Here is a 14335-nt window from a genome sequence, read left to right as displayed (position 1 = left end):
GAAAATGATTATGTTTGCGGCATTGATTGCAAGGCTTGGATACGATTAATTACGGTAGTCTTATCCAGATTTCCGCCACTTTTTTGCGAAATTTCCAACGCGCGTTGATAGTACTCAAGTGCAAGCCGTGGTTGATCCAGTTTATCCAGACTGATTGCCAGGTTGTAGGCATAGTCCGCGTTTCCTGGCGCTGCACCAAAAGCGCGGAAGTAAAATTGTTGCGCTTCGGACCAACGCGATTGTTCTGCATAGACATTGCCCAGCGTGAACAAGGTTGGTGCAGAGTTCGGATTCTTGCTCAGTATCTTTTTCAATCTACTTTCTGCACGCGACGGATCGTTCTGATCGAGGCTGGCAATTCCTGCCGAAGCTTCTGCATCATTTGGATCAAGTTCCAGCAAACGATTGTAGAAAGAGCCAGCCTGGGCATTTTGTCCGCGATTGATCGCGATGGCGGCGATGCCAAGCAATGCATCGCGATTATTCGGCTCTTGTTGCAAGACCTTTTGGTATTGTGAATTTGCCGAATTCAGGTCGCCCGCTGTGAAAGCCTGATAGGCGCTGGATAGCGTAGGGTTTAGCTGCAAGGATGCATTGGTACGCCGAATCTGGATGGAATCACTTTGCATTGCCATGCTGGACAAAGGTGGTTGTGCAGATGTTAGAGGGCGTGTGGCAGGTGCTGCTGTTGCACGTGCTAGGGGCGCAGGTGCAGTAACTACAGGCGATGGCGCTGCCAAAGCGTTACGATTTTGCGGTATGACTGCAACGGTGGTTGTTCCCGGCATAGTGCTCATGCTTGTTGCAGGGACGACAGGTAATTCTGTCGAAATGCTTGGGCTGCCAGCGACCAACGGTGCGTCAGGCGATATTTCAGTTTTTGTTTCCGACGTCTGTGCAAATGGATCTGTAACGGGTTCGACCATAGGTGTTACTACAGCAGGTGCTGCCGGTGCAACTGCAGCCACATTCATTAATGGTTTCTGGTCGATGCCGACGATGCTTAGATAAGTGTAAGCGCCAGCGCTGGCAAGAATAATCAAGCCAAGCAGCCCGATGACGATTGCTCGGCGATTTGGAGATTTCTGTTTTGCATCGAATACCGATTTTGCGGCATTGCGTGCTGCCAGCTTTTTCTTTGCTTCTATCGCAGCACTTTGTTTTTCATCCAGACCGATTTTGAGTTTTCCGTGCGTTCCACCGCCAGTGGCAGTTTCTTTTGCACGTAAAACGCCAGGTGTCGGTTGCGGTGGGACTTCGGCAGCCGGAGCAGAAGGTGTTTCAGGTGGTTTCGGTGCCAGGCCCGAATCGGCTTCGAGCGCAGCTTGCTGTTCCGCTTTGCTCAGTTCCTTAGTCGGCGGAGTAGAAAAATAATCCAGAGACGAAGTGGAGACCTTACTGCTTTCTTGCGCTGCTGCTGAGATTGCTTCTTGCTGCTCGACAGAAGATGGCTCCTGAGGTTGCAAGGTTAAAGGCATTGCCTCCAAGTCGTATGGTGGTGTTGGTGTATCTGCGGTGGCAACAGGATCAGTAGCGGTAGGCGCATCGCTTTGATCACCTTGCTTTTGCTTGGCGTTTTCAGCTTTCTTAAGCGCTTGCATTAACAGGCTCATGAACCGGATGCTCCTGTACGGCGTGTTTCGGTATACGGTTCTGAATTCAGCGGTTGGTCGTCAGGCAAGAAGGAGCGGTAATCTTTGTAGTCACCGTTGATGCTGGCGCTTTTTACGACAACGGGACGCATGAAAATCACCAGTTCAGATTTGGTGGTGGTTTCATTCCTGTAGCTAAATGCATCACCGAAGACAGGAATACGGCTGATGAGTGGAATGCCGTCCCGAAGATTGTTGATTGAATCTTGCATCAGGCCGCCCATGACTGCAATCTGGCCACTTGGCACCTTGAGTATCGATTCCATCTCACGTGTTTGGATGACAGGGATACGGCTGACTACAGGAGGTGAGGCGCCCGCAAGTGCTGGGTTCGGATCTTGAACGTAGCCGATGATGCGTGAAATGCTAGGACGCACACTAATAGACACTTCATCTGAATCAGAGATTTGCGGCGTTACGCTCATTACAAATCCAACTGGGACGGTGCGCAGTTCAGATGTGTAGACGGAAGTGGCGGGTACGCCTATCGTTCCCGCCGTGGTGGTTGCGGTAATCAGGAAATAAACTTCGTTATCGACAACCTTCAGCAAAGCAGTCTGGTTGTTCAAGACACTGATCTTCGGGCTGGATAAAACTTTTACCTTGCCGAATGATTCAAGCAAAGTAATTGCTGCCGCTATATTGCCGAGCGCTGAAGTGGGATTTGAATAAGTAATCCCAAATATAGAAGGGCTGATGCCCTGTTGTATTCCGCTAGGCAATGGAGTGGTTCCAACCTTACCTTGTGAAAATTGGAAACCTTCACCTGCGCCTGTTGTGCGCAAGCTCTGCCAGTTAATCCCTTGTTGGTAATTCTCGTTCAATTGCACTTCGATGACCGTTGCTTCAATCAATACCTGACGCTTGGCGCTATTCATCACGAGATCAAGAAATTCTTGCAATTTATCGTGTTGGCGACTGGTGGCTCGTACCGTGATTAAGCTGGCTTCTGGGTTGGCAATGACCGATGCTGCTTCTCTGAACTTTGGAGTGCGTGGTGCAGCTGGTGCGTTGGTCTTGCCCGTCACCACGGGCTCTGCAGCGACTGCATTGCCATCTGCATTGTCGGGGAACGTTTTGTCGGTTTCGTGCAAGGTGTCCTTGATGTTTTGTACCAAGGTTTCCCAGAAACGGTTGTTGGATGTGTTGGTGACAGAAGTCGTTGAGTTGTTATCGCCAGTGCCTCCACCGCCGCCTACGACATTGCCGCCAGCTGACGAAATTTGAGTGGCAATGCTGACTTTGCTTTCAGAGTTACGTGCAATGTTGACGTAGTCAATTTTGTAATTACGCAAGTAGGGCGTATCTGGTGTCACGATCAGATTGGGGCCGCTGATCTCATAGCGCATATCAACTTGTTGACTGATCCGTGTCAGCAGTTGCGGCAAGGTTTGGTTGATGGCATTCAGCGTGACGTTGCCTTCGATGCCCGGGTGTACGTCGACATTCAGTTTGGCATCGCGGGCGAGCGCAAACAACAGGGACTGCACTGGTACGTTGTAGACGGTTACGCTGAAGGTTTCCAACTTTGCAGTCGGTTTTGGCGGCGCTAAGGTTGCACTTTGTCGCACCGGTTCCGGAATGCTGCCTTGCGCTTGAGGTGTTTCGCGTAAATGACTGGTTGACGGCGCAATTGCCCTGGTGCCGCAAGCGCTGAGTAAAACACAGGTAGTAAGAGTGAGGGCAACTTTTATCATCGGGTCAGTCATGTTTAACAGGCTACTTCCAAGTACTTCGAAAGAATTCTAAGTCATATTGCTATGTTTCAACTATGGCAGATTGTTAAATCCGCTCAGTTGGCCATAGGTCATTACTCTTTGTGCGTTCTATCTCGGTTTTAATACCGGTCATTGTTCGCAATTGAGGTGGATGGTCATGTATTTCTGCAAGCTTCTTTTGCATCAGAACTGCATCTAACCGATTGGCAAAACTTCCGTACAGGATGCCAATGCGCGCATTATCTCCAATGCGTGTTGGGTACAGATAGATCTCTTGTGCTGGCATCTGCGTTTGAATCTTGTGCAAATAACGATTGATTTGTAAGGCGTCAGCCTCAATGAGTGCAAGTTGCAGGCTGAAGGTCGGAGGCGATTGATTGGTGAGCCAGTATTTGGATTTACTCAACATTTTTTTCAGCACAGGATCAATGATGACCTGTTTTGACGTGCTCACGACTACTTCTGCCTCAGGTTTTGATTGCGGCGTTTCTGTGACACTTTTTAATGGAGCAGATGTTGCCGTTGTCTCTATCACTTTTGCTGAAACAGCTTCTTCGCTTGGCGCTGTGACTGGTGTGCTGGCAACTGGTATAGCGGGTGTTGCTTCGGCTGGTGCGATTGTTTTTTGCGTGACAGTGACGGATGACGCCACCGATTGTCGCGCTTGCGGAGCGCCCTTGTTTTGCAATACAGCCCAAGTACCTGCCGTCGCTGCAACTGCGATGAGCGCGATGGAGGTCGCGATCAGTGCATTACGCCAAAAGCGTGTGCGACTGTGCGAGGAAAATTCACTATCCTCGATCGCTGCTTTGACGTGCTTGCTTTGTATTGTATGAGTATTGTCCGCAAATGCTGCAAGCAGCGATTTGTCGGCAAGGATGCTGATACGACGAATGATGCCCTCCGAGACCCTAGCCATTTGCTTGAGTGCACCTTTGGTGAAAATGTCCGGGCCATGGTAACCAGCAGCTCGCATGCGAAACATCAAAAATTCAGGCAATAGAGCAGGCTCAAGTGGCGGCACTTTGAAACTGTGTGTGATGCGTTCTTTCAACTGACGCATGCGCGGCAGACTCAGATTTTCGTCGAGTTCTGGTTGCCCAAACAATACGATTTGCAGCAGCTTGTGATGCGCTGTTTCCAGATTTGAAAACAAGCGAATTTCTTCTAGTGTGTCGAGCGGCATTGCTTGCGCTTCTTCAACCAGTAGCACTACTTGATTACCAGCCACGTGCTTGGCAATCAATTCGCTTTGCAGAAGTCGAATCATTTCATCTGCGCGCAAGCCTTCTGTCGCCAAACCTAGTTCACCGGCGATGGCATAGATAACTTCATCGCGATTCAGTGTCGGATTGACCAGATAGATGACTTCTACGTTCTCTGGCAACATGCCGTCGAGAATGCGGCACAACATGGTTTTTCCGCTGCCCACTTCGCCTGTGACCTTGATAATGCCTTCGCCATTCAGAACCGCATAAATCAAGGCTTCAAGGATGGCGCCGCGTTTATTCCCCGCATAAAAAAAATGCGGATTCGGGGTAATCGCAAAAGGTGCCTGATTGAGTCCGAAGTGAGACAGATACATGTGCTTGCCTAAAGATTCACGAAAGACGCTGTAGACGGCGTCACTCGAATCACATATTGAGAAAAATAAGATCAGTATTCATTGAATGCTGATGCATTTCATATACGCCTGTTCTAGCGTAAGGGATTCAAATTGTTGCTTGCATTCAGCTGGCGATCCGACAAAACGGAGTTGTCCCTCATGCAGAATGGCCATGCGATCACAGATTTCCTCAACATCCGCCAACGCATGTGAGCTGAAGAACAAGGTGCAATCGCGCGTGCGCAGCTTTTGCAAACTAGCCTTTAGCAAAGAACGTGCCTTCGGATCAAGTCCACTCATCGGTTCGTCGAATATGTACAAATCCTTATTGGCCAAAAAGCAGGAAGCCAGTCCCAGCTTTTGCGTCATGCCTTTGGAATAAGAGCGCACCGGTTTCACGAGCGCAGCTACGTCCAGATCCAAAGCTTCCAGCATATGCTCTGCTTCTGACGCTTGGTAAGGCAGTGACTGCAGCTTGAGTGTGTACTTCAGAAAGTCGGCGCCGGTCAGGTAGTAAGGTGGCATGAAACGTTCAGGAAGAAATGTGAGCGGAGCACGAGATTGCGGCAGGCGATTGCTATTGCCGAAAATTTCGATAGAACCAGAATCCGCAGCACAAAAATCGAGCAGGCATTTGATCAACGTGGTTTTGCCCGCGCCATTCATTCCGACCAAACCGAAAAATTCACCGCGAACGATGTTCAGATCAATCCCCTTTAGCACGACTTTTTTCTCATAACGTTTGACGACGTTTTCGAATTGAAGGGCGTAAGTGATCATGTTTCTATGTGGAAATATTTGTGCAGAGAGCTTGCTTTCACTGTGTTGAACACGTGTCTGCAGAATGTGGTCGATGGTATAGCACAAGTTTATCGCCAGCAATGAAAGTTCAATCTGAGCGCAGCAATGTGTTGCAAAAATCAGCTAGTGATTATTGAGTGACAAGATTGTTGTCTTGAATAGTGCGAAGGAAGGTGCTGAGTTGGTGTGTGGTCGCGAAAATCAGGATGAAAATGATTTGTGGCGCAACGATATGATGAGATGAAAAAAGAAGGATGTTTGAATCTATTTTAAGGAAATTAGATTCAACTTAAATTCTGAATCAGGTTCGGCTGCAGGATTGTGCAACCCTATTTAAGTTTTGGTTTGAAAAGGAAATAAAGCGGCAGATGAAGCTCATCTGCCGCTTTATTTTTATCGACCGCGGCCGCCTGAACGATGCGGCGCTGCAGGGCGTGCTGTGGAATTGCCGCCAAAAGTGCGTGGACCGGTCGAACCGCTTGGTTTGGCACCCGGAGCCTTGGCTGATTTCGCTGGCGCATTGCCACGACCTTGTTGCGGTCTGCGGCCCGGCGCGTCATTGCTGCGGCGCTGGATCGGTTGCGGTTTGGCGTTCAGATCTGGTTCGAAACCGGGAATGACTTCTGAAGCCAGTTTGCGCTTGATCAGTTTTTCGATGTCTTTCAACATGTCGAGTTCATCAACGCATACCAGTGATACTGCTTCACCGGTTGCGCCAGCACGACCGGTACGGCCGATGCGATGGACGTAATCTTCCGGCACATTTGGCAAATCGTAATTGACGACGTGCGGCAATTGATCGATGTCGATACCGCGCGCGGCGATGTCGGTGGCGACCAGAACCTGCAGGCTGCCATCTTTGAATTCGCTCAGTGCGCGCGTGCGTGCTGACTGGCTCTTGTTACCGTGGATCGCCATGCCACTGATGCCGTCTTTTTCCAGCTGTTCAACCAGTTTGTTAGCGCCGTGCTTGGTGCGCGTGAAGACCAGCACTTGTGACCAGTTATTGGTCTTGATCAAATGCGCGAGCATAGGGTGCTTCTTGTCGCGATCAACCGGATGGATTTTTTGTTCGATGACTTCGACGGTCGAATTGCGGCGTGCAACTTCAATCATGGCTGGTGAATTCAGCAAGCCATCAGCAAGTGCCTTGATCTCGTTCGAGAAGGTCGCGGAGAACAGCAAGTTCTGGCGAGTCTTAGGCAATACCGCAAGTACGCGGCGAATGTCTTTGATGAAGCCCATGTCGAGCATGCGATCTGCTTCGTCGAGAACCAGAATTTCAACTTTGGTCAGGTTGACCGTACCTTGTTGCATATGATCCAACAAGCGGCCAGGTGTGGCGACCAGAATATCGACGCCATGCTTGAGCATTTTGATTTGAGGATTGATGCCGACGCCACCGAAAATAACAGCGGAGTTCAGGTTCAAATATTTGCCGTAGGTGCGTACGCTTTCTTCAACCTGCGCGGCGAGTTCACGCGTTGGTGTCAAGACTAATGCGCGGATAGGACGTGCACCGGTTGTCGAAGCATGTGGTACTCCGCTGGTTGCAAGGCGATGCAAAATCGGTAGCGTGAAGCCAGCAGTTTTGCCGGTGCCGGTTTGTGCGCCGGCCAGCAAATCGCCACCAGCGAGCACGGCGGGAATCGCCTGTGCTTGAATTGGGGTTGGAGTGGTGTAACCGCTTTCGGTAACAGCGCGCACAATTCCTTCGGCCAGGCCGAGGTCAGTAAAAGACATGAGGACTCAATAGAAAAATATCGGCCTGTCGCCGCAGAGGGCGCCAGTCGCAGGCAAACGGGATTGGAATACGGAAGTCGTGAGACAGCGGCAAGGTGACTGGAGAGGTGCCGCGTGCGGCGAGTATAACAGCAGCGCGCTGTATGCCGCGGAATAGTTGGCGCTTAACTTGGTGTGGTGTTTATCTGACCATCTACAGCACAAAAGAAAAATGAAAAAAGCGCCGGATGAATCGGGCGCTTTTTTTCTTTTCATAATTTGCGAAAAATTGAGATTGTTAGAGATCGCAATAATCCGCTAACTCAATACAAACTTATTTTGCAAACGGGCTCAACAAGGAAACCATTTGTGCGAATACTTTCGGCGTGCCGGCAAGGATGTCGCCTTTGTACAGATAATCCGATTCGCCTTCAAAGGTGCCGACGATGCCGCCGGATTCGGTGATCAACAATGAGCCTGCTGCCAGATCCCACGGTTTCAAACCTTTTTCAAAGAAGCCATCCAAACGACCTGCAGCAACGTAAGCCAGATCGAGTGCAGCCGAACCTGGACGACGCAGACCGGCGCAGCTTTGCGACATGATCTTGAACATTTTCAGGTACTGGTCGATGTCATCATTCGCACGGAACGGGAAACCGGTACCAATCAACGCATCAGCTATCTTGTCTCGTTTGGTAACGCGTATGCGTTTTTCATTCAGGTATGCGCCAGCGCCTTTGGTGGCGGTGAACAAGTCATTGCGCGTTGGATCGTAGACCACGGCTTGCGTGATTTGACCTCGTTGTTGCAAGGCGATCGATACGCAATATTGTGGGAATCCGTGAATAAAGTTGGTGGTGCCGTCGAGTGGATCGATGATCCAGACGTTTTCATTGTCGTCGTGCAGATTGGCGGAAGCGCCGGATTCTTCGGCGAGGATCGCGTGATCCGGATAGGCAGTTTTCAGAACCTCAATGATCGCTTGCTCAGCAGCCTGATCGACTTCAGTGACGAAGTCGTTAGGATTTTTTTCCGTAACCTTGACGCGGTCAAGATCGAAGGATGCGCGGTTGATGATGGCAGCGCCACGGCGAGCCGCTTTAACCGCCGTATTAAGCATGGGATGCATAGAGATTCCGTTAAAATGGCGGCGCCATCGCGTAAGCGAAGAGGGCACCACCTAAATTGAAATTAATGAGCGATGCGGTATAGAACTGCCATTTCGACATGATTCTTACCGCGCAATGCCGCTATTTTAAATGAACCTGCCAAAAACTGACACGCCTCTTTTCAATCGCCTGCGTTTTGTGCTGGTCGAAACCAGCCGCCCCGGCAATATAGGCGCGGCTGCGCGAGCGATTAAAAACATGGGTTTTTCGGAACTGGTGCTGGTGAATCCTCGTTTTGCAGATGCGCAGCAGCAGGAAGAAGCCGTCGCTTTTGCCAGTGGCGCCAATGATGTGTTGGCATCCGCGCGCATCGTTGGGTCGATAGAGGAAGCGCTGATTGATTGCAACTATGCGGCGGCTGTGACGGCTCGACTGCGCGAGTTTTCGCCACCGGTTATTTCTCCGCGTACTTTGGCGACGCGGCTGAATGAGGAAAAGACTTTGCGCGCGGCTGTGGTCTTTGGCAATGAGCGCTTCGGTTTGCCGAATGAAATTGTCGAAAAATGCAATGTGCTGATCAATATCCCGGCCAATCCGGATTACTCATCCCTTAATCTGGCGCAAGCTATACAAGTAGTGGCCTATGAGGCGCGCATGGCCGGTATCGGCGAAACGCTTACGCTTGATACATCTATCGGTTTTCAGGGCGAGGCAGCGGGCATGAGTCAAATCGAAGGCATGTACGCTCATCTGGAACAGGCGCTGGTGGCCATCGATTTTCTGGACGCGGATAATCCGAAGAAGCTGATGCCGCGCTTGAAGCGACTATTTTCACGTACTCAGCTGGAAACGGAAGAGGTCAATATTCTGCGGGGGATTGCGAAGCAGATTTTGGCAAAGTGTAAAAAATAGATATTCACTTCATCTTGTCGGACGCAGATGCAAATGGTGATGCGCAGATGCTGATGAGATGTAACTCGCGGCGCTAATAATTTAAAAAATAAGCAGCAGCACCGCGATCAATACAAAATTAGTGCCAGCTACGCATCAAGCCAACGGCCAATCCTTCCAGCGCAAAATCATCGTGCTCAAGATCGACGCGGATAGGGTGGAAGTCAGGATTCTCAGGTAACAGTTCAATCAAGGAACCAGTCTTTTTGTAGCGCTTGACGGTGACCTCTTCACCTAGGCGCGCCACCACGATCTGGCCATTTTTTGCGCTATCGATTTTTTTCACCGCCAGCAAATCGCCATCCAGAATACCCGCGTCGCGCATAGACATGCCGCGTACTTTCAGCAGGTAATCGGGTTTGCCGGAGAATAGCGATTTATCAACGTTATACGTAGCTTCTATATGTTCTTGCGCCAGTATCGGTGAGCCGGCGGCAACGCGACCAACCAGCGGCAAGCTCAATTGCATGAGCGCCGGATGCGGCAAGGCCATCTGTCTGCCTGGATAGCGCTCTTCGCCATTGCTGCCAACATCGCGCAAGCGGATACCGCGCGACGTACCTGGTGAAATTTCAATTGCGCCTTTGCGTGCCAGTGCCTGCAAATGTTCTTCAGCTGCATTGGCGGAGCGAAAGCCCAGTTCCGTTGCAATTTCAGCCCGGGTTGGGGGGAAACCGGTGTTTTCAATCGCGTCGCGGATCAGATTCAGGATTTGTTCCTGGCGTGCAGTTAGTTTGATCATTGCATGGCCTAGCTTGAGTCTTGCGTGAGGTAGCGATTATCGATTGATAGATAGCGCGTTACAGTAGGGCGTCTATAGAACTGTTTATATAGACAGTCTGTATTTTTATACAGTGTATGCCGGAACGCAAGCAAATTCGCCAATTTTTTCAAGGAATATGCGGGCGGTTGCGCGATAAATGCTTGAAAGCGTTGAGTTTTTTGGTGTGAAGGCGTATGATTGCGCGTTTTCCTCTTCCCACACTCGTCTTGACGCCGAGGTGGGCAATTTTCAAATCCGTCCAAAAGGAGCTTACATGCGTCATTATGAAATCGTATTTATCGTCCATCCGGATCAAAGCGAGCAAGTACCCGCAATGATCGAACGCTACAAAGGCATCGTCACCGCACGCGGTGGTGTTGTTCATCGCGTGGAAGACTGGGGCCGCCGTCAAATGGCGTACCTGATCCAAAAACTGGCTAAAGCCCACTACGTCTGCCTAAACATCGAATGTGATGGCGAAACACTGGCTGAAATCGAAACCGGCTTCAAATTCAACGATGCCGTTCTGCGCCATCTGACAGTGAAATTGAAGAAGGCTGAAACAACGCCATCGCCAATGATGAAGGCTGTGCAGAAGGAAGATGCTGCCAAGAGCCATCGTACCGAGGCACCTGCTGCCTAATTATTGCAACGACGTATCAGGAGAGTGAATCAACTTCAGTTTGTAGCCACCATCGCCGAGCGTGAAATTTTGCGCTACACACCGGCCGGTGTCCCGATTGTGTCAGCAGTTTTGCTGCACAGTTCGCAACAAAATGAAGCAGGTGTTCCACGATTGGTCGAGTTTGAAATTGCCGCGATTGCCGCGGGAGAAATTTCAGGCAGATTTAATCAAGCCGAGTTAGGCGGAACATTTCAGTTCACCGGTTTTCTGGCACGTAAGAGCCGTAACAGCAAAAGCCTTGTTTTCCATCTCACAGATTTCGAGACCCACATTTAGATACAGGAGCCCAAAATGGCATTCGGTAAAAAATTCGACAAAAGCAAACTCAAAGAAAAACGCAAACAACAAAACCCTTTGTTCAAGCGTAAAAAATTCTGCCGCTTCACAGCTGCACACGTAGAACAAGTTGACTACAAAGACGTGGACACACTGAAAGATTTCGTTCAAGAAAATGGCAAAATCATGCCAGCACGCTTGACCGGCACCAAAGCAATCTATCAACGTCAAGTCGATACAGCAATCAAACGCGCACGTTTCCTCGCGTTGTTGCCGTACACCGATTTGCACCACGCTTAATTAGCGACTGAAATAGGAGAAAAACATGCAAATCATTCTGTTAGAAAAAGTCGTTAATCTCGGCAACCTCGGTGAAGTCGTTAAAGTTAAAGACGGCTACGCACGTAACTTCCTGATTCCACAACGCAAAGCTCGTCGTGCGACGACAACTGCGCTTGCTGAATTTGAAGTCAAACGCGCAGAACTGGAAAACATCGCCGCTGCAAAATTGCAAGTATCGCAAGCCTTAGGCGAAAAATTGACCGGTCAAACTGTTCAAGTTTCGCAAAAATCAGGTGTTGACGGCCGTTTGTTCGGTTCCGTTACCAATGCTGATCTTGCTGCAGCGCTGACCAAGCAAGGTTTCGCAGTTGAAAAAGCACAAGTTCGCTTGCCTAACGGCCCTCTGAAAACCACTGGCGAGCACGTCGTTTCGGTCGCATTGCATACAGATGTTGTGATTGACGTCACGATCTTGGTAGTAGGCGAACAAGCGTAAGTTTGTTAAAAAGTTGTTTGGCACTAGTTGCCGAAAAAAAGCCGGGTTTTCCCGGCTTTTTTATTGCCCATTTTTCTTAAGCGTTCACTCGTAGCAGGTATAATTCGCGCCATGAACAACCGTGCTGATCCGCAAGTCGATAACCTCCGCGTCCCTCCGCATTCCATAGAAGCTGAGCAATCTGTGCTTGGCGGCTTGTTGCTTGATAACGCCGCGTGGGACAGGATCGCCGATTTCGTCCATCAGGATGATTTTTATCGCTACGATCACCGGATCATTTTTCAGCACATCGTTAGACTGATCAATGGCTCTCGTCCAGCTGACGTGATTACCGTTTTTGAAGCGCTGACCAACAGCGGCAAAGCGGAAGAAGTCGGCGGCGTCTCGTATCTGAACGCGCTGGCCCAAAATACCCCATCCGCAGCCAATATCCGTCGCTATGCAGAAATCGTGCGCGACCGCGGTGTGCTGCGCAAACTGATTACCGTTTCAGATGAAATCTCCGGCCAGGCTTTCAATCCGCAAGGCAAGGAAGTCAAGCAGATGCTGGACGAAGCCGAGTCCAAGATTTTTGCGATTGCGGAAGAGGGCGCACGTGGTGCGCAAGGCTTCCAGGAAATCCAGCCTTTGCTGACGCAAGTCGTCGAACGTATCGATGAACTGTACAACCGCGACAGCACGAGTGATATCACAGGCGTACCAACCGGCTTTGCCGATCTGGATCGCATGACATCGGGCTTGCAGCCTGGTGATTTGATTATTGTGGCCGGCCGTCCTTCTATGGGTAAAACAGCGTTCTCAATTAACATCGGCGAAACGGTCGCGATCGAAAGCGGTTTGCCGGTCGCGGTCTTCTCGATGGAAATGGGCGGCACCCAGTTGGCGATGCGTATGCTGGGTTCTGTTGGCCGTCTGGATCAGCATCGTCTGCGTACCGGTCGTTTGGCTGATGAAGATTGGCCGCGCCTGACGCATGCGATTCAAAAAATGAACGATGCGCAGTTGTACATCGATGAAACGCCTGCGCTGAATTCGATCGAACTGCGTGCACGTTCACGCCGTTTGTCGCGTCAATGCGGCAAGCTTGGCCTGATCATTATCGATTACTTGCAACTGATGTCCGCCAATTCTTCAGGTGAAAATCGCGCGACGGAAATTTCCGAGATCTCGCGTAGCTTGAAAGGTTTGGCCAAAGAATTGAATTGCCCGGTCATTGCGCTTTCGCAGTTGAACCGTTCGCTGGAGCAGCGTCCGAACAAACGTCCTGTGATGTCCGATTTGCGTGAATCCGGCGCTATCGAACAAGATGCCGACGTGATTTTGTTTATCTATCGTGATGAAGTGTATAACCCCGATTCACCTGACAAAGGTACGGCGGAAATCATCATTGGTAAACAGCGTAACGGCCCGATCGGTAGTGTGCGCTTGACCTTCCTCGGCCAATATACCAAGTTCGAAAACTACACTGGTTCGGCCGCGCTATATCAGGGTGATTGATGCAGCGTTATTGATGAAGACGATCTCAACTGTTTTAAATTTTGTCAGCGGCACCAGAACACTCTGTGCGCACCACCTCATTTCAACATTTTAATATTCAAAGAGAGCAATCATGTTTGGACGACTTATGCCGAAAGAAGGCAAATTTTTCGATCTCTTCAATGAGCACGCGGAATTTTGTGTCAAGGGTGCAAAAGAGATGGTCGCATTAATGACCAACTTCGACGATCTTGAAATTCGCGTACATGCAATCGAAGGTATTGAAAAGCAGGCCGACAAAGTCACGCATGCAACGCTGGATGCGCTGCACAAGACTTTCATCACGCCGCTGGATCGCGACGATATTCACCAATTGATTACGCGCATGGATGACATTCTCGATTTGCTTGAGGATGCAGCACAAACCATTTCGCTGTACGACATCAAGGCCATCACACCAGAAGCAAAACGTCTGGCTGAACTGTGTCTGGCGTGTACCGAAAAAGTAAAAGCAGCAGTAGCTTTGTTGCACAACATGGATAACTCACGCGAAATTCTGGCCATCTGTCAGGAAATCGATCGCCTGGAATCCGACGCCGATCACGTGATGCGCGCTGCGATGTCCAAACTGTTCCGTGAAGAACCGGATGTCCGCAATTTGATCAAGCTGAAAGCGATTTACGAATTGCTGGAAACCGTCACCGATCGTTGCGAAGATGTTGCCAACATTATCGAAGGCATCATCGTAGAAAACGCTTGAGAATTTAAACGTATTTTCATTGCAGCTGGCTCGGGGAT

General features: G+C 50.0%; 14 protein-coding genes. 7 read left to right on the top strand and 7 right to left on the bottom strand.

Annotation, left to right across the window (positions count from 1 at the left end):
- Positions 1 to 8: 8 nt before the first annotated feature.
- The 6 genes from Q7T66_RS12400 to Q7T66_RS12375 form a co-directional block, all read right to left on the bottom strand.
- On the bottom strand, positions 9 to 1613 hold the full coding sequence (locus tag Q7T66_RS12400; RefSeq protein WP_304933620.1) for a lipopolysaccharide assembly protein LapB: 1605 nt from the start codon (positions 1611 to 1613) through the stop codon (positions 9 to 11).
- Positions 1610 to 3361, bottom strand: a complete 1752-nt coding sequence (gene mshL, locus Q7T66_RS12395) for a pilus (MSHA type) biogenesis protein MshL (RefSeq protein WP_304933619.1) — start codon at positions 3359 to 3361, stop codon at positions 1610 to 1612. The genes Q7T66_RS12400 and mshL overlap by 4 nt, the downstream gene beginning before the upstream one ends.
- A gap of 73 nt (positions 3362 to 3434) precedes the next feature.
- Positions 3435 to 4955 carry an AAA family ATPase gene (locus Q7T66_RS12390; protein ID WP_304933618.1) on the bottom strand — a complete coding sequence of 507 codons (1521 nt, stop codon included), beginning with the start codon at positions 4953 to 4955 and terminating at the stop codon, positions 3435 to 3437.
- A 78-nt stretch (positions 4956 to 5033) separates the two neighbouring features.
- On the bottom strand, positions 5034 to 5756 hold the full coding sequence (locus tag Q7T66_RS12385) for an ABC transporter ATP-binding protein (RefSeq protein ID WP_304933617.1): 723 nt from the start codon (positions 5754 to 5756) through the stop codon (positions 5034 to 5036).
- A gap of 414 nt (positions 5757 to 6170) precedes the next feature.
- On the bottom strand, positions 6171 to 7520 hold the full coding sequence (locus Q7T66_RS12380; protein WP_304933616.1) for a DEAD/DEAH box helicase: 1350 nt from the start codon (positions 7518 to 7520) through the stop codon (positions 6171 to 6173).
- A 313-nt stretch (positions 7521 to 7833) separates the two neighbouring features.
- Entirely contained in the window at positions 7834 to 8619 is a 786-nt protein-coding gene (locus tag Q7T66_RS12375; RefSeq protein WP_304933770.1) for an inositol monophosphatase family protein, read from the bottom strand.
- Positions 8620 to 8758: 139 nt separating this feature from the next.
- On the opposite strand from Q7T66_RS12375, the gene Q7T66_RS12370 reads away from it, so the two are divergent.
- A complete protein-coding gene (locus tag Q7T66_RS12370) occupies positions 8759 to 9520 on the top strand; it encodes an RNA methyltransferase (protein WP_304933615.1) in 762 nt (253 codons plus the stop codon).
- Between the two features lie 118 nt (positions 9521 to 9638).
- Here Q7T66_RS12370 and lexA read toward each other — a convergent pair whose 3' ends face one another.
- Positions 9639 to 10301: a transcriptional repressor LexA gene (lexA, locus tag Q7T66_RS12365; protein ID WP_304933614.1), complete on the bottom strand. Its 663-nt coding sequence runs from the start codon at positions 10299 to 10301 to the stop codon at positions 9639 to 9641.
- 295 nt (positions 10302 to 10596) lie between these two features.
- Here lexA and rpsF point away from each other — a divergent pair, with 295 nt between their 5' ends.
- The 6 genes from rpsF to Q7T66_RS12335 all read left to right on the top strand — a co-directional run bounded on the left by rpsF (position 10597) and on the right by Q7T66_RS12335 (position 14297).
- A complete protein-coding gene (gene rpsF / locus Q7T66_RS12360; RefSeq protein ID WP_304933613.1) occupies positions 10597 to 10965 on the top strand; it encodes a 30S ribosomal protein S6 in 369 nt (122 codons plus the stop codon).
- A 24-nt stretch (positions 10966 to 10989) separates the two neighbouring features.
- Entirely contained in the window at positions 10990 to 11283 is a 294-nt protein-coding gene (priB, locus tag Q7T66_RS12355) for a primosomal replication protein N (protein WP_304933612.1), read from the top strand.
- A 15-nt stretch (positions 11284 to 11298) separates the two neighbouring features.
- Positions 11299 to 11583: a 30S ribosomal protein S18 gene (rpsR, locus tag Q7T66_RS12350; protein WP_076591749.1), complete on the top strand. Its 285-nt coding sequence runs from the start codon at positions 11299 to 11301 to the stop codon at positions 11581 to 11583.
- A 25-nt stretch (positions 11584 to 11608) separates the two neighbouring features.
- The gene (gene rplI, locus Q7T66_RS12345) at positions 11609 to 12061 is read left to right on the top strand and encodes a 50S ribosomal protein L9 (RefSeq protein WP_304933611.1); all 453 of its coding nucleotides are present in this window, start codon (positions 11609 to 11611) and stop codon (positions 12059 to 12061) included.
- A 111-nt stretch (positions 12062 to 12172) separates the two neighbouring features.
- Positions 12173 to 13558 (top strand): replicative DNA helicase, encoded by a 1386-nt coding sequence (locus Q7T66_RS12340; RefSeq protein ID WP_304933610.1) that lies wholly within the window; start codon positions 12173 to 12175, stop codon positions 13556 to 13558.
- Between the two features lie 112 nt (positions 13559 to 13670).
- A complete protein-coding gene (locus Q7T66_RS12335) occupies positions 13671 to 14297 on the top strand; it encodes a DUF47 domain-containing protein (RefSeq protein WP_112991431.1) in 627 nt (208 codons plus the stop codon).
- The last annotated feature ends 38 nt before the right edge of the window (positions 14298 to 14335 follow it).

This window comes from Herminiimonas sp. (assembly GCF_030655415.1).
The sequence above is the reverse complement of the archived record's forward strand: the minus strand, read 5'-3'. Positions and strand labels throughout refer to the sequence as shown.

What these genes read in the sequence shown, in the direction of transcription:
- Q7T66_RS12400 (WP_304933620.1), bottom strand. Translation starts at nt 1,613, where the DNA reads ATGAGCCTGTTAATGCAAGCGCTTAAGAAAGCTGAAAACGCCAAGCAA.
- Q7T66_RS12385 (WP_304933617.1), bottom strand. Translation starts at nt 5,756, where the DNA reads ATGATCACTTACGCCCTTCAATTCGAAAACGTCGTCAAACGTTATGAG.
- rplI (WP_304933611.1), top strand. Translation starts at nt 11,609, where the DNA reads ATGCAAATCATTCTGTTAGAAAAAGTCGTTAATCTCGGCAACCTCGGT.
- Q7T66_RS12370 (WP_304933615.1), top strand. Translation starts at nt 8,759, where the DNA reads ATGAACCTGCCAAAAACTGACACGCCTCTTTTCAATCGCCTGCGTTTT.
- lexA (WP_304933614.1), bottom strand. Translation starts at nt 10,301, where the DNA reads ATGATCAAACTAACTGCACGCCAGGAACAAATCCTGAATCTGATCCGC.
- Q7T66_RS12380 (WP_304933616.1), bottom strand. Translation starts at nt 7,520, where the DNA reads ATGTCTTTTACTGACCTCGGCCTGGCCGAAGGAATTGTGCGCGCTGTT.
- Q7T66_RS12335 (WP_112991431.1), top strand. Translation starts at nt 13,671, where the DNA reads ATGTTTGGACGACTTATGCCGAAAGAAGGCAAATTTTTCGATCTCTTC.
- mshL (WP_304933619.1), bottom strand. Translation starts at nt 3,361, where the DNA reads ATGACTGACCCGATGATAAAAGTTGCCCTCACTCTTACTACCTGTGTT.
- Q7T66_RS12375 (WP_304933770.1), bottom strand. Translation starts at nt 8,619, where the DNA reads ATGCTTAATACGGCGGTTAAAGCGGCTCGCCGTGGCGCTGCCATCATC.
- Q7T66_RS12390 (WP_304933618.1), bottom strand. Translation starts at nt 4,955, where the DNA reads ATGTATCTGTCTCACTTCGGACTCAATCAGGCACCTTTTGCGATTACC.
- rpsF (WP_304933613.1), top strand. Translation starts at nt 10,597, where the DNA reads ATGCGTCATTATGAAATCGTATTTATCGTCCATCCGGATCAAAGCGAG.
- Q7T66_RS12340 (WP_304933610.1), top strand. Translation starts at nt 12,173, where the DNA reads ATGAACAACCGTGCTGATCCGCAAGTCGATAACCTCCGCGTCCCTCCG.
- rpsR (WP_076591749.1), top strand. Translation starts at nt 11,299, where the DNA reads ATGGCATTCGGTAAAAAATTCGACAAAAGCAAACTCAAAGAAAAACGC.